This is a genomic window from Hydrogenophaga sp. UC242_53 (assembly GCF_042696965.1).
Classification (GTDB): Bacteria; Pseudomonadota; Gammaproteobacteria; order Burkholderiales; family Burkholderiaceae_C; genus Hydrogenophaga.
Window position 1 is genome coordinate 4,349,432 of record NZ_CP170552.1, and the last position, 22,869, is coordinate 4,372,300.

23 protein-coding genes and 1 pseudogene are annotated in these 22,869 nt (G+C 68.5%); 17 read left to right on the top strand and 7 right to left on the bottom strand.

Annotation, left to right across the window (positions count from 1 at the left end; translation table 11 throughout):
• Positions 1–130 precede the first annotated feature (130 nt).
• Genes ACFJI0_RS21900 through ACFJI0_RS21910 form a run of 3 tightly spaced genes read left to right on the top strand, consistent with a single transcriptional unit; the run spans position 131 to position 4,430 of the window.
• The gene (locus tag ACFJI0_RS21900; RefSeq protein WP_382322297.1) at positions 131–937 is read left to right on the top strand and encodes a hypothetical protein; all 807 of its coding nucleotides are present in this window, start codon (positions 131–133) and stop codon (positions 935–937) included.
• Positions 934–3,813: a bifunctional [glutamate--ammonia ligase]-adenylyl-L-tyrosine phosphorylase/[glutamate--ammonia-ligase] adenylyltransferase gene (gene glnE / locus ACFJI0_RS21905; RefSeq protein WP_382322298.1), complete on the top strand. Its 2,880-nt coding sequence runs from the start codon at positions 934–936 to the stop codon at positions 3,811–3,813. The genes ACFJI0_RS21900 and glnE overlap by 4 nt, the downstream gene beginning before the upstream one ends.
• 14 nt (positions 3,814–3,827) lie before the next feature.
• Entirely contained in the window at positions 3,828–4,430 is a 603-nt protein-coding gene (locus ACFJI0_RS21910) for a rhomboid family intramembrane serine protease (RefSeq protein ID WP_382322299.1), read from the top strand.
• A 30-nt stretch (positions 4,431–4,460) separates the two neighbouring features.
• On the opposite strand, the gene ACFJI0_RS21915 is transcribed toward ACFJI0_RS21910, so the two are convergent.
• Positions 4,461–5,306, bottom strand: coding sequence for a ferritin-like domain-containing protein (locus ACFJI0_RS21915; protein WP_291111587.1), 846 nt, complete (start codon positions 5,304–5,306; stop codon positions 4,461–4,463).
• 210 nt (positions 5,307–5,516) lie between these two features.
• Here ACFJI0_RS21915 and ACFJI0_RS21920 point away from each other — a divergent pair, with 210 nt between their 5' ends.
• From ACFJI0_RS21920 to ACFJI0_RS21965, 10 genes are all read left to right on the top strand, one after another.
• Positions 5,517–6,113: a glutathione peroxidase gene (locus ACFJI0_RS21920; protein WP_382322300.1), complete on the top strand. Its 597-nt coding sequence runs from the start codon at positions 5,517–5,519 to the stop codon at positions 6,111–6,113.
• A 338-nt stretch (positions 6,114–6,451) separates the two neighbouring features.
• Positions 6,452–7,876 carry an NAD(P)/FAD-dependent oxidoreductase gene (locus tag ACFJI0_RS21925; protein WP_382322301.1) on the top strand — a complete coding sequence of 475 codons (1,425 nt, stop codon included), beginning with the start codon at positions 6,452–6,454 and terminating at the stop codon, positions 7,874–7,876.
• Positions 7,873–8,682 carry a DUF1365 domain-containing protein gene (locus ACFJI0_RS21930; RefSeq protein WP_382322302.1) on the top strand — a complete coding sequence of 270 codons (810 nt, stop codon included), beginning with the start codon at positions 7,873–7,875 and terminating at the stop codon, positions 8,680–8,682. Before ACFJI0_RS21925 ends, ACFJI0_RS21930 begins: the two co-directional genes overlap by 4 nt.
• The gene (locus ACFJI0_RS21935) at positions 8,679–9,908 is read left to right on the top strand and encodes a class I SAM-dependent methyltransferase (protein WP_382322303.1); all 1,230 of its coding nucleotides are present in this window, start codon (positions 8,679–8,681) and stop codon (positions 9,906–9,908) included. Before ACFJI0_RS21930 ends, ACFJI0_RS21935 begins: the two co-directional genes overlap by 4 nt.
• Before the next feature lie 10 nt (positions 9,909–9,918).
• On the top strand, positions 9,919–10,482 hold the full coding sequence (locus tag ACFJI0_RS21940) for a chalcone isomerase family protein (protein ID WP_382322304.1): 564 nt from the start codon (positions 9,919–9,921) through the stop codon (positions 10,480–10,482).
• Positions 10,479–11,180, top strand: a complete 702-nt coding sequence (locus ACFJI0_RS21945; protein WP_382322305.1) for an MFS transporter — start codon at positions 10,479–10,481, stop codon at positions 11,178–11,180. The genes ACFJI0_RS21940 and ACFJI0_RS21945 overlap by 4 nt, the downstream gene beginning before the upstream one ends.
• The gene (locus tag ACFJI0_RS21950) at positions 11,177–11,794 is read left to right on the top strand and encodes an MFS transporter (RefSeq protein ID WP_382322306.1); all 618 of its coding nucleotides are present in this window, start codon (positions 11,177–11,179) and stop codon (positions 11,792–11,794) included. The genes ACFJI0_RS21945 and ACFJI0_RS21950 overlap by 4 nt, the downstream gene beginning before the upstream one ends.
• 9 nt (positions 11,795–11,803) lie before the next feature.
• Positions 11,804–12,343 (top strand): DUF3833 domain-containing protein, encoded by a 540-nt coding sequence (locus tag ACFJI0_RS21955; RefSeq protein WP_382152960.1) that lies wholly within the window; start codon positions 11,804–11,806, stop codon positions 12,341–12,343.
• Between the two features lie 83 nt (positions 12,344–12,426).
• Positions 12,427–13,191, top strand: a complete 765-nt coding sequence (locus tag ACFJI0_RS21960; protein ID WP_382325777.1) for an SDR family NAD(P)-dependent oxidoreductase — start codon at positions 12,427–12,429, stop codon at positions 13,189–13,191.
• 7 nt (positions 13,192–13,198) lie between these two features.
• Positions 13,199–13,639 (top strand): nuclear transport factor 2 family protein, encoded by a 441-nt coding sequence (locus tag ACFJI0_RS21965; RefSeq protein WP_382322307.1) that lies wholly within the window; start codon positions 13,199–13,201, stop codon positions 13,637–13,639.
• A gap of 93 nt (positions 13,640–13,732) precedes the next feature.
• Here ACFJI0_RS21965 and ACFJI0_RS21970 read toward each other — a convergent pair whose 3' ends face one another.
• A complete protein-coding gene (locus ACFJI0_RS21970) occupies positions 13,733–14,347 on the bottom strand; it encodes a glutathione S-transferase N-terminal domain-containing protein (protein WP_382322308.1) in 615 nt (204 codons plus the stop codon).
• Positions 14,348–14,472: 125 nt separating this feature from the next.
• On the opposite strand from ACFJI0_RS21970, the pseudogene purB reads away from it, so the two are divergent.
• Positions 14,473–15,901 (top strand): annotated as a pseudogene (gene purB, locus ACFJI0_RS21975) (adenylosuccinate lyase).
• On the opposite strand, the gene ACFJI0_RS21980 reads toward purB, so the two are convergent.
• The gene (locus ACFJI0_RS21980; protein WP_291111565.1) at positions 15,902–16,324 is read right to left on the bottom strand and encodes a DUF3717 domain-containing protein; all 423 of its coding nucleotides are present in this window, start codon (positions 16,322–16,324) and stop codon (positions 15,902–15,904) included.
• Between the two features lie 442 nt (positions 16,325–16,766).
• On the opposite strand from ACFJI0_RS21980, the gene ACFJI0_RS21985 reads away from it, so the two are divergent.
• Both ACFJI0_RS21985 and ACFJI0_RS21990 read left to right on the top strand, forming a co-directional pair.
• On the top strand, positions 16,767–17,519 hold the full coding sequence (locus ACFJI0_RS21985; protein ID WP_382152949.1) for a TerC family protein: 753 nt from the start codon (positions 16,767–16,769) through the stop codon (positions 17,517–17,519).
• Positions 17,520–17,613: 94 nt separating this feature from the next.
• Positions 17,614–17,964 (top strand): phage holin family protein, encoded by a 351-nt coding sequence (locus ACFJI0_RS21990; protein WP_382322309.1) that lies wholly within the window; start codon positions 17,614–17,616, stop codon positions 17,962–17,964.
• A 69-nt stretch (positions 17,965–18,033) separates the two neighbouring features.
• Here ACFJI0_RS21990 and ACFJI0_RS21995 read toward each other — a convergent pair whose 3' ends face one another.
• Positions 18,034–19,686, bottom strand: coding sequence for a M48 family metalloprotease (locus tag ACFJI0_RS21995; RefSeq protein ID WP_382322310.1), 1,653 nt, complete (start codon positions 19,684–19,686; stop codon positions 18,034–18,036).
• A gap of 57 nt (positions 19,687–19,743) precedes the next feature.
• On the opposite strand from ACFJI0_RS21995, the gene moaC reads away from it, so the two are divergent.
• Positions 19,744–20,241 carry a cyclic pyranopterin monophosphate synthase MoaC gene (moaC, locus tag ACFJI0_RS22000; protein WP_382322311.1) on the top strand — a complete coding sequence of 166 codons (498 nt, stop codon included), beginning with the start codon at positions 19,744–19,746 and terminating at the stop codon, positions 20,239–20,241.
• A gap of 10 nt (positions 20,242–20,251) precedes the next feature.
• Here moaC and tfpZ read toward each other — a convergent pair whose 3' ends face one another.
• The 3 genes from tfpZ to ACFJI0_RS22015 are packed head-to-tail and all read right to left on the bottom strand — an operon-like array spanning position 20,252 to position 22,855.
• Positions 20,252–21,013: a TfpX/TfpZ family type IV pilin accessory protein gene (gene tfpZ, locus ACFJI0_RS22005; protein ID WP_382322312.1), complete on the bottom strand. Its 762-nt coding sequence runs from the start codon at positions 21,011–21,013 to the stop codon at positions 20,252–20,254.
• A gap of 11 nt (positions 21,014–21,024) precedes the next feature.
• On the bottom strand, positions 21,025–22,062 hold the full coding sequence (locus tag ACFJI0_RS22010) for a Wzy polymerase domain-containing protein (protein WP_382322313.1): 1,038 nt from the start codon (positions 22,060–22,062) through the stop codon (positions 21,025–21,027).
• A complete protein-coding gene (locus ACFJI0_RS22015) occupies positions 21,950–22,855 on the bottom strand; it encodes a hypothetical protein (protein WP_382322314.1) in 906 nt (301 codons plus the stop codon). The genes ACFJI0_RS22010 and ACFJI0_RS22015 overlap by 113 nt, the downstream gene beginning before the upstream one ends.
• Positions 22,856–22,869: the final 14 nt, after the last annotated feature.

A 22,869-nucleotide genomic window follows, 5' to 3' on the forward strand; every position in this document is an offset into this window, starting at 1 on the left:
AATCGGTCGTAGCGCCCGCCACGGCCCCGTTGACCACGTCGGCCCAGGCGCGCAGCGCGCCTTGCCCGGCGCGCACGTCAACGCCCCAGGTCGACAGGTCCGCGTAGGCCCGCAGGCGCGCCACGTCCACATGGCTGAAGTCCGCGTACAGCTCGCCGCCCCAGTTGTGCCAGATCGATTGACCGGGCGCGCGGCCACCGAGCTCGATCAGGGGCTCGCGCAGGCGCCCCCGCACGCTCAGGCCCTCACCCCATTCGGCCGGCGGCGTGGCGTCGAGCCGGAACTGGTGCGTGCGGGCTGTGTTGCGCACCACGAAGCTCAAGGCCCCCAGGGCCAGCGGGGGTTGGGCGCGCAGCTCGTCCGTCCAGCGCACGGTGCCGTTCTGGATGACGAACTCGCGCAGGGAGAAGAACCAGTCGGCGGCGCGGCCGTCCTGCTGGCCCGGGCCCGCGATGTCGAGCCCGGCCACCTCGATGCGGCCCTGCGCGGTGCGCCGCACGTCCAGCACCGGCTGGTCGATCACGACCTGTTCGAAGTTGCCGTGCCAGAGGGAGCGCACCGACACCGCGGTGCGCACCAGCGGCAGGTGCAGGGCGACGCGGCCATGGGGATCGAACAGCTGCACGTCGCGCAGCTCGAAAGACGGCATGAAGGCGGGCAGGAAACCCAGGCCGCTGGTGGTGTTGTCGGCCCGGATCTCGCCCACCTTCACCGGAGCACCCACCGTGCTGCTGGCCCATCGTTCCAGCTCAGGGCGCCATTCGCCGATTCGGGGCACAATCCACCAATTCAGCGCTGCCCAGGTCAGCACGAAGAGGCCCCAGGCCAGGAACACGAGCCACAAGCAAAGCCGGGCCACCACCGAAAGTGTCTTGAGGGTTCGCGTGGCAGGGGCGATGGGAGCCGGGCTTTGATTCATGTCCACCGCAAATTATGACGGCCAGCCATTTCACAGGTTCCACAGCGGAAGCGCCCGTTTTGTCATCAAATGTGAACCCCTGTCCGCCGCTCTCGGCCCAAGACCGCCAGGCCGAGCACTCGCGCTTCGTGCAGCGGGTGCGCCGCCGCTACGCCACTGAACTGCCCTGCCTTCCCCCGGGAGAACCCGTGCTCGCCAGCATGCGGGCCTGCCTGGGCGTGCTGCGCGAGCGCGGCCTGCCGGTGCCCGCCGCCCTGCGCGTGCTGCGCCAGCTGGTGCTGGAGCGCCTGGTGGTGCTCGACTGCGAGCAGGGCGCGCCGCTGGCCGTGGTCACGCGCGCCGTCACCGAACTGGCCGAACTCGCGCTCGACGAAGCCTGCACCCTGGCCTGTGCCGATCTGGACGAGCTGCACGGCGCGCCGCAGTTCACCACGCCCAAGGGCGAGCTGCAGCGCGCGCAGCTGTGGGTGATCGGCATGGGCAAGCTGGGCGCGCGCGAGCTCAATGTGTCGAGCGACATCGACCTGATCTACGTCTACGACCAGGACGGTGAGACCGCCGGCAACGCCCAGGGCCGCCAGCGCATCAGCAACCACGAGTACTTCGGCAAGGCCGTCAAGCACATCTACAACACCGTGGGCGAGACCACCGAACACGGCAACGTGTTCCGCGTCGACCTGGCCCTGCGGCCCAACGGCAACTCCGGGCCCAGCGCGGTCTCGCTCGGGGCGCTCGAAGAGTATTTCCTGGTGCAGGGCCGCGAGTGGGAACGTTTCGCCTGGCTCAAGAGCCGCGTGATCGCCCCCACCGCCTGCGTGCAGGACCGCAGCGCCAGCGCGCTGCGCGGCACCGTGCTGCCCTTCGTGTTCCGCCGCTACCTCGACTACGGCGTGTTCGATGCCTTGCGCACGCTGCACCGGCAGATCCGCGACCACGCGTCCAAACGCGCCGCCGGCAACCCGGGGCGATCGAACGACGTGAAGCTCTCGCGCGGCGGCATCCGCGAGATCGAGTTCACCGTGCAGCTGCTGCAGGTGGTGCGCGGCGGCCAGTTCCCCGAGCTGCGCACGAGGCCCACGCTGGATGCGCTGCAGCGCCTGTGCAAGGCCGGCCTGATGCCGCCGGCCACGGCCACCGCGCTGGCGCAGGCCTACGAATTCCTGCGCCGGGTCGAGCACCGCATCCAGTACCTGGACGACCAGCAGACCCACGTGATGCCCACGCGCGACGACGACCTGGCCTGGCTCGCTGCCACGCTCGGTTACCCCGACGTGTGCGCCTTCCTGCACGCGCTGGATGCGCACCGCGAGCTGGTGGCCCAGGAGTTCGACACCCTGCTCGGCGGCCCCACCAACGGCGGCTGCAACGGCAAGGGCTGCGGCAGCAAGAAGAACGGCGCCAACGGCCGCAGCGCGGTCGACGACCTGCAAAGCGTGCTGGAGCAGCTGCCCCCGGCCTTCGCGGCCCGCGTGGGCCAATGGCTCGAACACCCACGCGTGCTCGCGCTGCGCGAGGACACCCGCGCGCGCCTGGTGCGGCTGGTGCAGCGCACCGGGGCCTGGATCGACGAAGGCCGCGTGAGCGAAGAGGCCGCGCTGCGCATGGCCGACTGGATCGAGCCGCTGCTGCGCCGCGAAAGTTACCTCGCCCTGTTGCAGGAACGGCCCTCGGTGCACGAGCGCCTGCTGCGCCTGCTGGGCGCGGCCAAGTGGCCCGCGCGTTACCTGATCAAGCACCCCGGCGTGATCGACGAACTCGCCAGCCAGCAGCTGCTGACCGACCGCTTCGATGCCGCGCAGTTCGAGGACGAGCTGGAGGCGCGGCGCACCGCACTGCGCTCCACCGGCGAGGACGATGAAGAAGCCCTGCTCAACCTGCTGCGCCGCGCGCACCACGCCGAGGTGTTCCGCACCCTGGCGCGCGACGTGGAGAAGGTGCTCACCGTCGAACAGGTGGCCGACGACCTCTCCGCCCTGGCCGACTCGGTGCTGCGCACCACCGCGCGCTGGTGCTGGGCCCGCCTCAAGAGCCGCCACCGCGACGAGCCCAGCTTCGCCATCATTGGCTACGGCAAGCTCGGTGGCAAGGAACTCGGCTACGGCAGCGACCTGGACATCGTCTTCGTCTACGAGGACGAACACGAGAACGCCCCCGAGATCTACGCCGCCTTCGTGCGCAAGATGATCAACTGGCTCACGGTGAAGACCGGCGAGGGCGACCTGTTCGAGATCGACACCGCGCTGCGGCCCAACGGCAACTCGGGCCTGCTGGTCACCAGCTTCACGGCCTACGCCAACTACCAGCAGCAGCGCGGCAGCAACACCGCCTGGACCTGGGAACACCAGGCCATGACGCGCGCGCGTTTTGTGCTCGGTGGTGTGGCCGAGAGCCCGCCGCCGGGCCGCCCGCCGCAGAGCGGCGGAGCGTGGGGGCTCTCCCTCGCCGGCCGCTTCGACGCGGTGCGCGAGGCGGTCATCACGGCCGAGCGCGACGCCGCCTCGCTGGCCGCCGAGATCGTCGCCATGCGCGGCAAGGTGCGCGCGGCGCACCCGGTGCGCGGCGAACGCTTCGACGTGAAACACAGCCCGGGTGGCATGGTGGACGTGGAGTTCGTGGTGCAGTACCTGGTGCTGCTGCACTCGCGCGCGCACCCCGAGCTGCGCGCCAACACCGGCAACATCAACCTGCTGCGGCGCGCCGAAAGCGCGGGCCTGCTCGAGCCCGGCATGGGCGAGGCCGCGGCCCGCGCCTACCGCGAGCTGCGCCAGATCCAGCACACCGCGCGGCTGGACGAAGCGCCCACGCAGGTCGATGCGGCGCAGGTCGAAGAAGCCGCTCGCGCGGTGCTGGCGATGTGGCAACACGTGCTGGGCCGCGTCGCGTCGACCGCTTGAACGGTCGACCCGCCGTGACACCGTGGCACGGCAGCTGGTTGTGGCTTTGCGGCCTGCATGCCGCGCTCAGCCTTCTGGTGTGGTGGTCCCCTCCCGGCGTGGCCGACGCGCTCACCTGGCGCGCGGGCGAATGGACGGCACGGCCCTGGACGCTGTGGAGCAGCGCCTGGGTCCACCTGAACCGCCCCCATCTCGTGGGCAACGTGCTGGCCATGGGCGGCGTGGCCGCCGCGGGTTGGGTGCTGCGGCCCGGTGCGCGCTGCACGCTGGCGTGGCTGCTGGCCTCGCAACTCACGCAGGTCTCGCTGCTGCTGTGGCCGCAGGTGGGCTACGCGGTCGGCCTCTCCGGCCTCATGCATGCCGGCGTTCTGGTGCTGGCGGTGCAGGTCGCGCTGCGCCGCCTGCCCATCCGTGGCGCGCGGTTCTGGGGCGGGCTGCTGGTCGTGGTGGTGCTGACCAAGGTGCTGCTCGAACGGGGCTGGTCCCAGCCCATCGTGTGGGACGCCGACAGCCACCTGTCGGTGGTGCAGGCCGCGCACGTCACCGGCGCCTTTTGGGGCGTGGTGCTGGGGCTGGCGGAACCCCTGCTGAAGCGCCCACGAAAAAGCCCGCCGTAGCGGGCTTTCAGGCACGGGGCGCGCAGGGCCTCAGGCCGCCGACGGTGCCGCGGTGACCGAGACCGCCTTGCGGAAGCGGTTGAGCTCCTGCACGGTCTTGAAGCTCTGCTCCATCAGCAGGCTCATGTTGTGCAGGATGCGATCGACCACGCGCGTTTCCCACACCGCATCGAAGTTGATCTGCTTGTCCAGCCAGTGCTCCAGCCACTCGGGATTGGGCAGGCGGCTCTGGATGGTGTCGTTGGGGAACAGGTTCTTGTTCACGTGCAGGTTGGTCGGGTGCAGCGCCTGCGCGGTGCGGCGCGCGCTGGCCATCAGCACGCCCACCTTGGCGAAGGCCGAGCGGGCCTCGTTGCCGAACTTGCCGATCGCGCGCTTCATGTAGCGCAGGTAGGCGCCGCCGTGGCGGGCCTCGTCCTGGCTGAGCGTGCTGTAGATCTGCTTGATCACGGGTTCGGTGTGCCACTCGCTGGCGCGGCGGTACCAGTGGTTCAGGCGGATCTCGCCGCAGAAGTGCAGCATCAGCGTCTCCAGCGGCGGGGCCGGATCGAACTCGAAGCGGATGTCGTGCAGCTCCTGCTCCGTGGGCACCAGCTCGGGGCGGAAGCGGCGCAGGTACTCCATCAGCACCAGCGAGTGCTTCTGCTCTTCAAAGAACCAGATCGACATGAAGGCCGAGAAATCGGAATCGTCGCGGTTGTCGCGCAGGAACATCTCGGTGGCCGGCAACGCGGCCCACTCGGTGATGGCATTCATCTTGATGGTCTGCGCCTGTTCATCGGTCAACGCGCTGGCGTCGAACTTGTCCCAGGGGATGTCCTTGTCCATGTCCCAACGCACGGATTCGAGTTGTTTGAAGAGTTCAGGATAGAGCATGGTGGTCTTTCTTAACGCGGACATTCTATGCGGCGGGCTTTCACGGCAATGACAAACCACCCCATCGTTCGGGACTTGCCCCCTCGGAAAGTTCCGATGGCACCGGTTTGAATCCACCCAGCCGCCACCTGCGTAGTGGAGATCAGACGCGCTTGAGTTTGCGACAGGCCCATGTTGGAATGAATTTTTTTGACCCCCTGGAGTTGCCGCATGAAGAACCTTGAATTCCTGGGCCTGGCCCTGGCCCTGTCCGTCGCGCTGGTATTCGCCACGGTGCCGCCCGCCGCGGCCCAGACCACGCCCGCGCCCACGAGCGCCAGCTGCCCCGCGCTGCTGCAGCACCGCTTCGACCGCCTGCAGGACGAAAAGCCCCAGTCGCTGTGCCAATACAGCGGCAAGGTGGTGCTGGTGGTGAACACCGCGAGCTTCTGCGGTTTCACCAAGCAATACGAAGGCCTGGAGGCGCTCTACGCGCGCTACCAGTCCCAGGGTCTGGTGGTGCTGGGCTTCCCGGCCAACGACTTCGGCAGCCAGGAGCCGGGCAGCAACCAGGCCATCGCCGACTTCTGCGAGAACACCTTCGGCGTGAAATTCCCGATGTTCAGCAAGACCAGCGTGGTCGGGCGCGACACCAACCCGCTGTACCGCCAGCTGGCTGAAAAGACGGGCGACCACCCGCGCTGGAATTTCCACAAATACCTGATCGCGCGCGACGGCCAGACCGTGCGCAGCTACGCCAGCGGGGTCGACCCCAAAAACCCCGCATTCGTCAAGGACATCGAAAAGTTTCTATCGACCAAATTGTGACTGATGAGTCACAATGAAAACCAACAAGTATTTCAACGCGAGTTGCCACCATGCCCCTGCCCAGCCATTCCCGCTCTGCGCGCCCGACGACCGGGGCATGGAACTTTTCTCGCGCACCGGGCGTCGTAAACAGCAGGCCGGACAGCGTGCCGGCCGCCGATTTCCGTTTTGTACTGCGAAGCCTTCCGGGTCTGCGTGATCCGGCTGCAATCCCGAGGCGCTTCTCCTCCTCCTCCCTCCCTCCCTTGTTCGTCTGGGGGCGCTTCGCAGTCTTTTGTATTGGCCTCCGTGGCCGCCGCACCCGTCGGTGCGCGGCCCACCGGCCGTGAGGTCCGTCCATGCAGCCGGGCCTCTTCCCCACCTCCGTCTCTCCTGCGCGCGCCGCCATCTCCCGGCCTTCGCGCGTGGCGATCGTCGGCTCGGGCATTGCCGGCCTGGCCGCCGCCCACACCTTGCAGGGCCTGGCTGACGTCACGCTGTACGAGGCGGGCGACCATTTCGGCGGCCATGCCCACACGGTGGACGTGACCCTGACCGATGCCTATGGCGTGCCCACCACCTTTGGCGTCGACACCGGCTTTCTGGTGCTCAACGAGCGCACGTACCCCAATCTGCTGGCCCTGCTCGCCGCGCTGGAGGTGCCGACCGCCCGCGCCGACATGTCGTTCTCGGTCCAGGTGCCGGGTGCCGGGCCCGGCGGCGACGCGCTCGAATGGAGCGGCAGCGACCTGTCTTCCGTGTTCGCGCAGCGCCGCAACCTGGCCAACCCACGCTTTCTGCGCATGCTGGCCGACATCGCGCGCTTCAACCGCGTCACCACCCGCCTGGCCGAACGTGGCGACGACCTGCGGCCCGACAGCCCCCTGCTGCAACCACTGGGCGATTTCCTGCGCGAACAGCGCTTCTCGGCCGAATTCCGCGACTGGTACTTCCTGCCCATGATGGGCTGCATCTGGAGCTGCCCGACCGACCAGATGCTGGCCTTCCCGGTCGCCACCATGGTGCGCTTCTGCCACAACCACGGCCTGATCCAGGTCAGGAACCGGCCGCAGTGGCACACGGTCGCGGGGGGCGCCCGCCAGTACGTGAGCAAGATCCTGCGGGGGGTGGGCGACCTGCGCCTCCTCACGCCGGTGCAGCAGGTGCTGCGCGACGACGAGGGCGTGCGCGTGGTCTCACCCGGCCATGTGGACCGCTTCGACGCCATCGTGATGGCCTGCCACAGCGACCAGGCGCTGCGCCTGCTCGGCGATCAGGCCTCGGTGGCCGAACGCGAGCTGCTCGGCGCCATCCGCTACCAGCCCAACCGCGCCGTGCTGCACACCGATGCCTCGGTGCTGCCGGAGAACCCGCGTGCCTGGGCGGCCTGGAACTACGAGCGCGCGCCCAGCGCCGATCAGGAATCGGCCAACGTCTGCCTGCATTACCTGATCAACCGCCTGCAGCCGCTACCGGTGCCGCAACCGGTGGTGGTCTCGCTCAATCCGCAGCGCGAGATCAACCCCACGCAAGTGCTGGGCGAGTACGCCTACGAGCACCCGGTGTTCGACCTCGGTGCCATTCGCGCCCAGGCCGGCGTGCCGGCCTTGCAGGGCCATCGCCACACCTGGTTCGCCGGTGCCTGGACCGGCTATGGCTTTCACGAGGACGGGCTCAAGTCGGGCCTGCAGGCCGCGCGTGGCCTGATCGATGCGCACCACCTGGTGCCGCTGGCCAACGAGCGCGAGCTGCGCCGGGCCGCGCTTCCCGGGGTGTTCGCATGAACGCGGCCGTGGCGCAGCTGGGCTTCGGCCAGGTGCGCCACACGCGCCACCGGCCCCGGCACCACGCGTTCGCCTACGCCACCTGCTTTCTGATGCTGCCCATGCGCAGCCTGCGCGCGCACGGCCCCGGCGCGCTGGCGCGCAACCGAAGTGCCGCGCTGAGCTTTCACGACACCGACCACGGCGATGGCCGCGCCGACAGCCTGGGCTGGCTGGACGAGGTGCTGCACCAGCACGGCATCCACGACGCGCAGGGCGAGGTCTGGCTGCACACCTACCCGCGCATGCTGGGCTACAGCTTCAAGCCGGTGAGTTTCTGGTACTGCCATCGCCCCGATGGTTCGCTGCGCGCGGTGCTCGCCGAGGTGAACAACACCTTTGGCGAACGCCATTGCTATTTGCTCGACGCGCCCCGCTATGGCGAACCCTGCGAAACCGCCAAGGTGTTCCACGTCTCGCCGTTCTGCCCGGTGCGCGGGCGCTACCGTTTCGTCTTCATGCGCACGCAAGGCCCCACCGCCCGCACCGTGGCGCGCATCGACTACTTCGATGGCGTGGGTGAGGCGGCCCTGCTCAACACCAGCGTGAGCGGTGAACTGCTGCCGCTCGATGCCCGCACGCTGCGCCGCGCGCTGTGGTCCCACCCCGCCATGACCCTGGGCGTGATCGCCCGCATCCACTGGCAGGCCTTGCGCCTGTGGTGGCAGAAGGCCCCGTTCTTCCGCCAGCCGCCCGCGCCGGGCGACTTCGTGACCGCCGCCGTGCCCTCGGCGCCCACCGTGACCGCCGAGCCGCGCCAACCATGAACAGCACCACCGCCTCCCGCCGCCCCGTGGACTTCGAACTGCCGCGCAACACGCCGGCCGCCGCGCGCACCGTCCTGCAACTGCTGCAGCGCCTGGTGCACGGCAGCCTCACGCTGCAGCTGCCCGACGGCTCGGTACAGCGCTTCGGGCAGTCCGACGGACCGCACGCGAGCATGAGGCTGCACAACTGGAACGTGTGCAGCGCCACGCTGAAATCGGGCGACATCGGTTTCGCCGAAACCTACATCGCCGGCGACTGGAGCACGCCGCACCTCACCTCGCTGCTCTCGCTGCTGGTGCGCAACCGCCGCGAGGTCGAGGACATGGTCTATGGCTCCTGGCTGGGCCGCCTGGCCTACCGCGTGCGGCACCTGCTCAACCGCAACTCCAAGGCCAACAGCCGCAAGAACATCCACGCGCACTACGACCTGGGCAATGCGTTCTACTGCCTGTGGCTGGACGAGACCATGAACTACTCGTCGGCCTGGTTCGAGACGCCGGACCAGCCGATGGTGATGGCGCAGCACGCCAAGGTGCGCCGCGCGCTGCGCCTGGCCGGTGTGCGCCCGGGCGACCGCGTGCTGGAGATCGGCTGTGGCTGGGGCGCCCTGGCCGAGAAGGCCACCACCGAGTTCGATGCCTCGGTGGTCGGTGTGACGCTGTCGACCGAACAGCTGGCCTTCGCGAAACAGCGCCTGCAGGCCATCGGCCGCCAGGATCGCGCCGACCTGCGGCTGCAGGACTACCGCGACATCCCCGACGCGCCGTTCGACGCCATCTGCTCGATCGAGATGGTCGAGGCGGTGGGGCGCTCGTATTGGCCGACCTACTTCCAGACCGTGGCCCGCCTGCTCAAGCCCGGTGGCCGGGCCTGCATCCAGAGCATCGTGATCGCCGACGCGCATTTCGACCGCTACATCAAGGGCACGGACTTCATCCAGCAATACATCTTCCCGGGCGGTTGCCTTCCCTGTCCACGCGAGCTGCGCGCCCAGGCCGCGCAGGCGGGGCTGGAAGTGGTCGACGAGTTCGCCTTCGGCCAGGACTACGCGCGCACGCTGTCGATCTGGCGCGAGGACTTCCTGCGCGAACAGGAGCGCGTGCTGCAACTGGGCTTCGACCAGCGCTTCCTGCGCATCTGGGAGTTCTACCTCGCTTATTGCGAGGCGGCGTTCGAGCAGCAGAGCGTGGACGTCGTGCAGTACACGCTGCGCAAGCCGGCCTGAGGCCCGCGCCATGCCCACCCGCCCTCTTCACCTGTCCGTGGCCCTCGCGCTGCTGGTGGGGGGGCCCGCAAGCGCGCAGCCCGCGCCAGCCCCCATGCTGAGCGCGGCGCTGCAAGACCAGACGCTCAGCGGCAGCGCCCGCCTACGGTACTGGGGGTTCGACGTCTACGACGCGCGCCTGTATGTCGCGCCAGGCTTTGACATCCAGCGCTTCGAAGTCCAGCGCTTCGGCCTGGAACTGAGCTACCTGCGCGGCTTCAAGGGCGCCGACATCGCCGAGCGCTCCATCGAGGAAATGAAAGGCCTGGCCCGGCTGGACCCCGCGCAGGCCCAGCGCTGGCAAGCCGCGATGAGCGCCCTGTTCCCCGAGGTGCGGCGCGGCGACCGCCTCACCGGCGTGCACGTGCCGGGCAGCGGCGCGCGCTTCTACGTCAACGGCCAGTGGCTCGGCGAGATCGCCGACGACGCCTTCTCGCGCCGGTTCTTCGGCATCTGGCTCTCGCCCAGGACCTCGCAGCCGCGCCTGCGCGAGGCCCTGATCCAGTCCCTGGGCGGTCCGCCGCGCGCGCCATGAGCGAACCCGCCGCCCGCTTCATCGGGCCAGGCGCCTGGCGCCATGGGCTGCGCTACGGCCTGCTGGGCCTGCCGCTGGCTTTCGTCGCGTTGCCGCTGTACGTGATCCTGCCCAACCACTACGCGCGCGCGTTCGGCGCGCCGTTGGCGGCCCTGGGGGCGGTGCTGCTGGCCGCGCGGCTGATCGATGCCGTGCTCGATCCCTGGATCGGGCGCTGGTGCGACCGCCTCTTCGCGCGCTCGATCGCGGCGGTGTTGGGCGCGGCGGCCGGGGCCGCGCTGGTGCTCGCAGGCGGGCTGTGGGGTCTGCTGTTTCCGCCGGCCGCCGTGCGCGAGGCCGGCAGCGCGACCCTGCTCGGCTGGGCGGGCGGGCTGATGGCCCTCACCTACATCGCCTACAGCGTGATCTCGGTGGCGCACCAGGCCTGGGGCGCGCGCCTGGGCGGCGACGAGGCCCAGCGCAGCCGCGTGGTGGCCTGGCGCGAAGGCCTGGCCTTGCTGGGCGTGCTGATCGCCGCCGTGCTGCCCGCCACGCTGGGACTGGGCGCCACGGTCTCGGCCTTCGCCGTGCTGCTGGCGCTGGGCTGGTGGGCCTGGAGCCGCTCCACGCGCCCGCTCGACCGGTCCATGCCACCGCGGCGGGTGGCCCCTCCCCGCTGCGGCAACCCGCGTTCCGGCGCCTGCTCGCGGTGTTCGTGATCAACGGCACCGCCAGCGCCGTGCCGGCCACGCTGGTGCTGTTCTTCGTGCAGGACCGGCTGCAGGCACCGGCGGCGGTGGAGCCGGCCTTCCTCGCCACCTACTTCCTGTGCGCCGCGCTGTCCATGCCGCTCTGGGTGCGGCTGGTCGCCCGCCTCGGTCTGGCGCGCACCTGGCTCGCGGGCATGGGCGTGGCGGTGGCGGTGTTCGTCTCGGCGGCCCTGCTCGGCGCGGGCGACGTGCTGCCCTTCCTGATCGTGTGCGCCCTCTCGGGCGTGGCGCTGGGCACCGACCTCGCCCTGCCCGGCGCGATGCTCGCCGGCCTGATCGGCCGGCTGGGTGAACGCGGCCAACGCGAGGGCGCGTACTTCGGCTGGTGGAACTTCGCCACCAAGCTCAACCTCGCGCTGGCCGCGGGTCTCGCCCTGCCGCTGCTGGCCTGGTTCGGCTACGCCCCGGGCACGCGCGACCCCACCGCGCTGCAAACCCTGACCATCGCCTACTGCCTGCTGCCGTGCGCGCTCAAGCTGCTGGCCGCAGGCACGCTGTACGCGCTGATCATCCGGCCCGAGCAAAGGCTAGCGCCACCGCGCCCCTCCCTGTCCACGAACTGAAAGACCGCCATGCAACGACGCCATTTGCTCGCCGCCGGCATCGCGGGCGCCGCCGCACTCTCGGGCTGCGCAGGCCCGCAGATCGCGCAGTACGCGGGCGAAAAACCGGTGCTCGACCTGCGCAGCTATTTCAACGGCACGCTCGACGCCTACGGTGTCTTCACCGACCGCTCGGGCGAGGTGATCAAACGCTTCACCGTGGTCATGCGCTGCCAATGGAACGGGGACGACGGCGTGCTCGACGAGGCCTTCACCTACTCGGACGGCACGACACAGAAGCGCGTGTGGCGCATGAAGCACCTGGGCAACGGCCGCTTCAGCGGCACCGCCGACGACGTGGTGGGCACCGCGCTCGGTGAGCAGCAGGGCAACGCCTTCCGATGGGGCTACACGCTGCGGCAACCGGTGGACGGCAAGACCTACGAAGTGCAGTTCGACGACTGGATGTACCTGATGGACGACCGCGTGATGCTCAACAAGGCCACGATGAGCAAGTTCGGCATCCGCCTGGGCGAGGTCACGCTGTCGTTCGTGAAGCGCCGGCCATGAGCACCCCCAGGACCTTCGTCGATGCGCCCATGCCGCCCCCTCGGGCGGCGAGCGGTGCGCGCGGCTTCTCGCTGTTCGGTCCCATGAACCCCCGCATCACCGACTGGCGCGGTCTGCGCGTGTGGCTGATCGGCGCTTCCAGCGGCATTGGCGAAGCCACCGCCTCGGCCCTGCACGCGCGCGGGGCGCAGGTGCTGCTGTCGGCTCGCAATGCGCCCGCGCTGAACGCTTTCGTGGCCGCGCACCCGGCCGCGCAGGCCTGGCCGCTGGACGTGACCGATGCCACCGCGGTCATGCGCACCACCGACCAGATCCTCGCTCAAGGCCCGCTGGATCTGGTGCTGTACTGCGCCGGCCACTACCGCGAGATGCGCGCCACCGACATGGACCTCGCCGACCTTCGGCGCCACGTCGACATCAACTACCTCGGCGCGCTGCACGTGCTCGACGCCGCCGTGCCCGCGATGGCGGCGCGGGGCCATGGGCACATCAGCCTGATCAGCAGCGTGGCGGGTTTTCGCGGCCTGCCCAAGAGCCTGGCCTACGGCCCGACCAAGGCCGCGCTCACCCACCTCGCCGAGACGCTGTACCTGGACCTGCAGCCCCTGGGCCTGGGCGTGAGCGTGGTGCATCCCGGCTTCGTGAGCACCCCCCTGACGGCCCGCAACGGCTTCACCATGCCCGCGCTGATCACACCTGCACAGGCGGCCCAGGCCATGCTGGCCGGCTGGGGCCAGGGCGCGTTCGACATCCACTACCCCAAGCGCTTCACGCGCTGGATGAAGCTGTTGCGCCTGCTGCCCTACCGCGCGTACTTTCCGGCGGTGCGCCGCGTCACCGGGCTATAACCCGTTCATGTCCACCGACCACCGCGCCGCCATCGACCACCTCTGCGACTGGTTCGAGTCGCTCTCCCCCGGCTCGCTCGCCCGGCTCGGCGAGTTCTACACGCCGGACGCGCGCTTCAAGGACCCGTTCAACGAGGTGCAGGGCATCCCGGCCATCACACGCGTGTTCGAACACATGTTCGACAGCCTCACGGCGCCGCGCTTCATCGTCACGGGCCGGCTGGTGGACGGCGCGCAATGTTTTCTGGTGTGGGAGTTCCGCTTTCGTTTTCAGCGCTTTGACACCGTGACCGAGCAGGTGGTGCGCGGCGGCTCGCACCTGCGGCTCGCGCCCGACGGCCGCGTCAGCGACCACCGCGACTATTGGGACGCGGCGGAAGAGCTGTACGAAAAACTGCCTGTGCTGGGCGGGCTGATGCGCTGGCTGAAGAAGAAAGCGCAGGAGTGAGCGGCTTTCGGCCAGGATGCCGCGGAACTGGCTTTGCCAGGCCGCAGGCATCGCCCCCTGGGGGGTGACGCGCCGCAGGCGCGGCGCGGGGGGTTAGGCCGGCCTCGTGTCGACGAAGCTCTGGCGCAGGTTGAGCTTCTCGGCCAGGCGGGCCAGGTTGGGGTACGGCGAGCGCCAGTCGATGCTGGCGAAGCGGAAGTCCAGGTAACCCAGCGCGCAGCCCACGGCCACGTCGGACAGGCTGAAGTGGATGCCCGAGCAGAACGCCTTCTCGCCCAGGCCCTGGCTCATGGACTTCAGGCTGGCGTCGATCTTGGCGCGCTGGCGCTCGATCCACGCCTCGCTGCGCTCGCCATCGCCACGGCCGGGCCAGGTGGCTTCGAGCCGGGCCAGCACGGCGGCGTCCAGCAGGCCATCGGCCAGGGCTTCCCAGGTCTTGACCTCGGCGCGTTCTCGGCCTTGCGTGGGAATCAGCTTGCCCACCGGTGAAAGGGTGTCGAGGTACTCCACGATCACGCGCGAGTCGAACACGGCCTCGCCGCCTTCCATCACCAGGCAGGGCACCTTGCCCAGCGGGTTGGAGGTCATGATGGTGGTGTCGGCGGACCACACGTCTTCCAGGATGAACTGGTAGTCCAGTTTTTTCTCGGCCATGACAACGCGCACTTTTCGCACGTAGGGGCTGGTGATGGCGCCGATGAGTTTCATGGGGAATGGAATGGTCGTTGGACTGGGGAACACGATTCTAGCCAGCGCCAGGGGCACCCCCTCGGACAGCGGACACGGCGCCCGGCGGTGGGCCCGCCGCCGGACGGGCCTCCTACAATCGTGGGATGCGCCCGACCACCTCTTCTTCCGCCACGCCCGCCCACACCATCCCCGGCGCCCCCAGCGCCATTTCCGCCCTGTCGCCGCTCGACGGCCGTTACGCCGGCCGCCTGGCCAGCCTGCGCCCCTTCATGAGCGAGCAGGGCTACATGCACCGCCGCGTGCAGGTCGAGATCGCTTGGTTCATTGCGCTCTCCGACGCCGGCCTGGCCGAGTTCAAGCCGCTCTCGCCCGGCGCGCGCACCTACCTGCTGGGCCTGGTAAAGAACTTCAGCGAAGCCGATGGCCAGGCCATCAAGGACATCGAGAAGGTCACCAACCACGACGTGAAGGCGGTCGAGTACTGGATCAAATCGCGCTTCGAAGCGCGTCCTGAACTGGAGAAGGCCGCCGAGTTCGTGCACTTCGCCTGCACCAGCGAAGACATCAACAACACCAGCCACGCCCTGCAGCTCAAGGGCGGGCGCGACGCCGTGCTGCTGCCCGCGCTGGACGCGGTGATTGACAAGCTGCGCGAAATGGCCCACGCCTACGCGGCCGTGCCCATGCTCAGCCGCACGCACGGCCAGACCGCCAGCCCCACCACCGTGGGCAAGGAAATCGCCAACGTGGTGGTGCGCCTGAGCGCCGCACGCGACCGCATCGCCGGCGTCAAGCTGCTGGGCAAGATGAACGGCGCCGTGGGCAACTACAACGCCCACCTGAGCGCCTGGCCCGAGTTCGACTGGGAGGCGTTCAGCCGCAACGTGATCGAACAGCCCGAGCCGCTCGGTCTGGGCCTGACCTTCCAGCCCTACAGCATCCAGATCGAGCCGCACGACTACATGGCCGAGCTGTTCGACGCGGTCGCGCGCACCAACACCATCCTGATCGACCTCTCGCGCGACATCTGGGGCTATGTGAGCCTGGGCTATTTCAAACAACGCCTGAAGGCGGGCGAGATCGGCTCGTCGACCATGCCGCACAAGGTCAACCCGATCGACTTCGAGAACGCCGAAGGCAACCTGGGCCTGGCGAACGCGCTGCTGCGCCACCTCTCCGAGAAGCTGCCCATCAGCCGCTGGCAGCGCGACCTGACCGACTCCACCGTGCTGCGCAACATGGGCGTGGCCCTGGGCTACGCGGTGCTGGCCTACCACTCGATGGGTGTGGGGCTGGGCAAGCTCGAACTCAACGAGGAAGCCATCGCCGCCGACCTCGATGCGTCCTGGGAAGTGCTGGCCGAGCCGATCCAGACCGTGATGCGCCGCTACGGCGTCTCGGGCGCCTACGAAAAACTCAAGGAAGTCACGCGCGGCAAGACCGTGACCGCCGAGGCGCTGCACGAACTCATCCGCAGCCTGGACATTCCCCAGCCCGAAAAAGACCGCCTGCTGCGCCATGACCCCGGGCAGCTACGTCGGCAAGGCCACCGAGCTGGCGCGGCGCGTCTGACTACCGCCCGGAACCGGGCTCTTCCAGCGCGCGCTCGGCGTAGCGGTTGAAGCGCCAGGCGTCGCCTTCGATGGTGATGCGCCGCCAGCTGGCGCGTTTCTCACCGGGGGTCATCTCGGTCCAGCGCTGCACTTCGTCGAAACGCCGGCCACAGCCCTTGCAGACCTCGTCGCCCTGGCTGGTCGAGCAGATCGCGATGCACGGCGTGTCGGGCGTGGTTTCGTACCAGGCCAGCCAGGCCTCGCGGGCGCGGGCGGGCAACGTGGCCTCGTCGGCCTCGGTCTCGTGGAACCAGATCATCAGCGCATACACCTCGGCCAAAGCGCGAAGTTCCTTGCACAGGGAGACACCGTCTGGCGAGGGTGAGCGCTCACGCCAGTAGTTGATCGCGGCTTCGATGTCGGTGATGTGGATGCCGGCCATGGGGTGTGGATCATAGCCAGTCTGGCCCTTCGATGAACGCACCGGCAACCGGAACCAACCCCGGCCTTGTGGTAACTGCGTACCCGTCCCAGGCACCGGACGCGGTAACGGCCCGCTACAATCGCGGGTCTCGAAGGGGAGTAGCTCTCCGCTCCAGCGCTTGCCGCTGGACATTCGGGTTGTCGTCAATACGAAGCCACCGCTTCCGGCAACCCGGGCCCGGCAATCACCTTGCCGGGCTGAGCAAGACCTTTGATAGGCCCCATGGGCCGATCAAGGCATGTCCATCCCCTTCGCCAGCGCAGTTGCGCCATTGCGGGCGGATGACACAGCGCCTTCCGATCGACCATGGTGGTCGATACATGAGAAGAGAAGGCCGGGCGGATGGCGACGAGATCGGCTCGCGCCCCCACCCATTTGGACAAACGACAACGAGGAATTTATGGATTTCCTGACATCGCCCGCGTTCTGGGTCGCCCTGGGACAGATCATCATCATCGACATCCTGCTGGGTGGCGACAACGCGGTCGTGATCGCGCTGGCCTGCCGCAAGCTGCCGCCCGCACAGCGCACCAAGGGCATCATCTGGGGCACTTTCGGCGCCATCGTGCTGCGGGTCATCCTGATCGCCTTCGCGATGACGCTGCTGACCGTGCCGTTCATCAAGCTCGTCGGCGCGCTGCTGCTGGTGTGGATCGGCGTGAAGCTGCTGGCCCCCGATGACGAGGCGCACGGCGACATCCAGGGCAGCGACAAGCTGTTCGCCGCCATCAAGACCATCATCGTGGCCGACCTGGTGATGAGCGTGGACAACGTGATCGCCATCGCCGGTGCCGCTCAGAACGCGGGCGAGCACTCGTTCCTGCTGGTGGTGCTGGGCCTGCTGATCTCCATTCCCATCATCGTCTGGGGCAGCACCATGGTCATCAAGCTGATGGCCCGTTTCCCGATCATCATCACCCTGGGCGGCATGCTGCTGGGCTGGATCGCCGGTGGCATGCTGGTCACCGACCCGGCCTTCGTCACCCCCGACAAGTGGACCTTCATGCCCAAGCTCGGCACGGTGGATGAGAAGGGCATGGCGGTCATCTCCGACACGCTGTACTGGTCGGCCCACGTCGTCGGTGCGCTGTTGGTGCTCGCACTGGGCAAGTGGATCTCCTCCCGCCGTCCGCCGGTGGTGCACGAAGGCTGATCCGGCCTTCCGAGGTCCTGACACAGCAGGGCGGCGTCCGACAGGGCGCCGCCCTTTTTCATGTCGGCGGGCGGCCGGTGCTATGCTGGTCCGCATGAAACTCATCCTGACCTGGCTGCTCGCGGCCTGCGCCCTGCTGGTGGTGGCCTACATCTACCCCGGCGTGCAGGTGCAGAGCTTCACCTCCGCCCTGATCGCCGCGGCGGTCATCGGCCTGTTCAACGCCGTGCTGCGGCCCATCCTGGTGATCCTGACCTTGCCCGTCACCATCGTCACGCTGGGCCTCTTCCTGTTCGTCATCAACGCCCTGATGTTCTGGGCGGCGTCGGGTGTGCTCGATGGCTTCCGCGTCAACGGCTTCCTGGCCGCGCTGCTGGGCTCGTTGATCTACTCGGCGTTGATGCTGCTGGTGAGTTCCGCCATGCGCTCCATCGGCTCGCGCTGAGCCGATCGGTCGGCCCGTCACCGGGCCTACTTCTCTTCGCGCACAGACTCGCGCAACTGCGCCTCGACTTCACGACGGCGGCTGTCCACGATGGCCAGTTCCATGCCGTCCGCGCGTTGCGCGGCGGGCAGCGCCTGGGCCGCCTTGAAGCGGTCCACCGCACCACCGAAGTCCAGGTGGGCGGCACGCGCCTCCGCCTCGGCACGGATGGCGCGCATGGTCTGCCCTTGCACGGCATAACCCCGTGACAGCGTTTGCCAGGCCACCGCGTCGCGCGGCTGCAGCGCCACCCAGGCCTGCAAGCGGCTGACCGCGCGCTGCGGCTGACCGGTGCGCCAGCGCGGCCTGCGCACCGAGCAGGGCACTGGCGCGGGAGGTTCCCGCCAGGGCCTGGTCGCGCAGTTCCGCCAGCAGGGCCGCCTGCGCGGGAGGCAGGGAAGGCACACCGCCCGCGACGGGCGACAGCAAGATGTCGAGCAGCAGCGCATCCACCGTGGGGCGCGCCTCGGGCGCCACCGCCGTGCGCAACTGCTGCGCCAGCTCCAGAGCCAGATCGCGCTGTCCCAGGCGCAGTGCCGAGAGCGCGGCCGCGTAGCGGTCGCCGGGCGAGGCATTGGCCGATCGGCCATTGGCGAGCCAGGCGCGCTGCCGATCAGGACCGTTCTCCGCCAGCACCCTGGCGCGCGCCGACACCAGCACGTGCACGCTGCGCGAGGGCATGGGCAAGCCCACGGAGGCGCTGGACGCGCCCCGCGCGCCTGGCAGGTCCAGACGCAGGCCCAGGGGAGCGGCCGGTGCGGTGGCGCCGCTGGCATCCGGCGTGGTGGCCTTGATCGGGCCCACCTGGCCGCCTGCCGCCGCGGCCGGCCCGGCGGGCACCCGGGACCGCATGTCGGCAATGCGCTCCCCCGTCAACGGGTGGCTGCGCAGGTAGGGGAACGAGCCGTCGTCGTAGCGCGAGGACTGCTGCATCTTGTCGAACATGCTCACGAAGCCCAGGCCGTCAAAACCGGCGCCCGTGAGGACGCCAAAACCCACGCGGTCGGCCTCGCGCTCCATGTCGCGCGAGAAGTTCAGCTGCGTCTGTGCCGCGACGGCCGTGCTGCCCGCGATCGCGGCGCTGGCGACCTGCGGGTTGGACCCGGCCGCCAGCGCGCCCAGAATCATCGCCCCCATCATCCACGGCGCCATGCGCTCCTCGCGCGTCATCATGCGGGCGATGTGGCGCTGCGACACGTGGCTGAGCTCGTGCGCCATCACCGAAGCCAGTTCCTCGGGCTTGTCGGTGATCGCGATCAGGCCCAGGTTCACGCCAAGGTACCCCCCTGGCAGGGCGAAGGCATTGACGCGCTTGTCGCGCGAAACCACCAGCTCCCAGGCCAGGCGCTCGGCCAGTTCGGGCGGCACGTCACCTCGATCGCGCGCCGCGCCCAGCAGGGGCTGCCACAAGGCCTGCAGGTAGTCGCCGAGCACCGGATCGTCCAGGTAGTCCGGATCGCGGTAGATGTCGCGCGCGATGCGGTCCCCCAGGCGCCGTTCGGCCGCGATGGACATGCCATCGCCGTCGCCCAGGCTGGGCAGCGAGGAGGTGGACGTGCCGTCACGGACCGGCTGGGCGATCGAGGCCGGTGTGGGCAGCAGCATCGACGCCATCGCCAGCACGCCCAGGCCCAGGGCGGTGCGTCGAACAGGGGAAAGCAGCGACTTCGGTAAAAAACGCATCCCCGTATGATGCCGCCAACGCCCGACGGTTCTGTAAAGCCCGCGAAACAAGCCCCCATGACCGATACAAAAGCTTCCTCTCCCCTGACTCACTTCGACGCCCAGGGCCAGGCCCACATGGTCGACGTGGCGGCCAAAGCCAGCACCCACCGGGTGGCCGTCGCGGAAGGCCGCATCACCATGTTGCCGGCCACGCTGGCGTTGATCCAGGCGGGCACCGCGAAAAAGGGTGACGTGCTCGGCATCGCGCGCATCGCCGGCATCCAGGCCGCCAAGAAGACCAGCGACCTCATTCCGCTGTGCCATCCGATCGCGCTGACCCGCGTGGCGGTGGAATTCGACATCGAACCCGAGTCCCACAGCGTGCGCTGTCTTGCAACCGCCGAATGCACCGGTCAGACCGGGGTGGAAATGGAAGCCCTGTCAGCGGTGTCGGTGGCGCTGCTCACCATCTACGACATGTGCAAGGCCGTGGATCGGGGGATGGTGATGGGGGGGGTGCGACTGGTGGAGAAACGCGGAGGGAAGAGCGGGAGTTTTACGGCAGCCGCTTGACCTCTCACTCTCAATAGGGGTCCACAGGCAGAAAGAGCACGGGCCGTGCATCCAGCGGCGAGAGGATGGCGGTCCAGAACGCATGTCGGCTGGCCACCGGCAAGTAGCGCACGCCGTCCAACTTCAACCCCGCCGACGCCAGGCCGGCCTGAACCACCGGCGCGGCCTCGGGTTTGGCGGCAAGCAACGCGCTGAGCGGCTGGGCGGCCGACTGAATGGCTTGTGTCTGCGTGTCATACCCAACCCAGAGATCGGCACGCGCACCGATGTCCACGCCTTGCAAGGCCGCCATCGTCACCTCCATCCTTTCGGTTGCCGAGGCAAACGGACGCACCGCCACCAGCTCGGGGCCACGAACCGGCAGTGAGCGGAATTCGGGCGCGCTCTGAGCCAGCAAGCCCGGGTCGACGTCGATCGCGTGAATCACTCTCAGGCGATCGATCTCGAAGGCCAGGTACACCGGCCGGGCCTGGAACACGGTCCAGGCGCCATACGACAAGGCGCCGACCTGCACGAGCGCAATCAGGGCCACGTCCATGCGCAGCTCTTTGAGCGGCTTCTTCGCGGCCGCGACCGCGAAGGTGCACACGGGACCCAGCACGACGTCCACGGCCGCCACGAGCAGGAACAGGTTCAAGCCGCCCGCCAGCACCCGGTAAGGGTGGGGGTACCAGACGAAGAAGATCAACCCGCCCACCACGAGCAGGATCAGGGCACTGACCAGGAAATGCCCGATGGCCCACTTGAAGCGGTATCGAAGAGCAGCGTGCATGGCGGAGGGACTCACGGGGTTGGCAAGGAAACCTGGGGATTGTCGGACGGCGCAAGGGGCAGGGGCTCGGAGCGATCCACGGTTTCCGGGGCCAACTGGAAAGAGGTGCTGCGTCCGGCATAGTCCGGCCAGTTCAACGAGGCGAGCGAAGGATGAGTCTTCTGATCGCGCGCCCAGATGTCCTGCATCGTCGAAACAAGGTCAGCGCCCATGATGGCGTTGAGGCGCATCATCCAGACGCGCGCAGTTTCTGTCTCACCGGCAAGCGCATGCGCCTTGGCTGCCGCGTAGTAGGCCGGCGGGGAGTTCACGCTGCGCGCCGTGTCCGAAATCCAGAGGAGTTCCTGCTCGCTCATCCCCGGCCGCAGCGGCAGGCGGTACAGCACCAGTTCATCGTGAATCTGGTTGAGCACGCGCGGCTCGTGCACTTCAATGTCCGGCCGCTGGCCCACGCGGCTGTTCTCGAAGCGCCACTCGGTGTAGCGCTCCTGATACGGGAAATAATCGGCCGACATCCAGCCTGCCACGCCCAAGGTCAGCAGTCCGACCATGCCCCACGACCATCGGGGCAGCGAAGGCCCCTTCGACGTGGCGTCCATTGGCATCAACCAACCTGCGAACAAAGCGGCAGGCACCATGAAATAGAGAAACTGGTGTGGCAGTTCAAGCATGGCGTGCACACCCAGCGCCGCCAGCACGGCCAGTGCAAAAACGTTGTCGGGCCGTTTCGGCAGCTCCAGCAGCCGCTTGCTCAGCCAAAGGCCCAAGGCGCCCAGCAGCATCAGCCCGAGGGGGATTCCGAACCACAGCAACACGTCGAGGACGGCGTTGTGCGCATGAGCGAAACGCTGGCCGATGTACAGCTCGGGTTGAAGATGCGCCACGGCCACGTAGGCAAACCCGCCATCGGTCAAACCGTAGCCGAACCACGGGCGCTCAAGCAGGGCCGCGCCAAAGGCCCGCCAGGCGTCGATGCGGGCACCATCGATGGCCGTGAGACGCGTTTCGGCGTTCTGAAGTGCCCCCAGGCCCAGCCAGCTGGCCAGCATCCTTGAAATTCAACAGCCACAGAATCAGCAGCGCCAAGCCCGAAAACCAGACCGTGCCAATGGCCCGCCTCCCTTCACCCTTCAACACCAGGGCCAGCAGTCCGGCCACCACGGCCATCTCCAGCAAGCCCGCGCGCGACTGGGTCAACCCGATGCCGATGCCGATCCATGCGAACAGCAGAACGAACATGCCCTGTGACAGCAGGCGACGGTGCCGGAACCACGTGAGGCCGATCAGACCCCAGACCTGGATGGTCGCCAACTGGTTAGGCTGCAGGATCATGCCCGAGGGACGCTGACGATCGTTGATGGGGGTGACCAACAGCAGCACCAGGGAGTCGAAATCGCTGGAGTACCACTGCAACCACTGGATCCATTGCACCGGCACGTTCAACGCTGCGCCCAGGGCCAGGGCCGCGAAAACAATGTCCAGCAGCCGGTGGTGCCGGTTCGACCGCGCAGCATGACCGAGCAGAAAGGCCACCAGGACGGCGGCCACGTAAGCCGATGACACCGCCGCCGTGCCCGCTTTGGGCATCAAACCGCCGAGCCACTGCCCCCAAGGCACCAGGATCAGCAGCCCCAGCACGCCAACGAACGCCGACAGGGGCACGCGCCAGCGGGTTTGCCAAGCCACCACAATGGCCATCAAGCCCAGCGCAACCGCCATCGCGACCTCATGGTGAAAGGCGTTCCAAGGCAATTGGTGGTTGGGCACCGTCCAGATCAGCGACAGCACGAGCACCGCGAGCGTGTTCTCGATCAGCTGGAAGCGCGTGTAGTGAAGTGGCATGGCACAACAGAAGG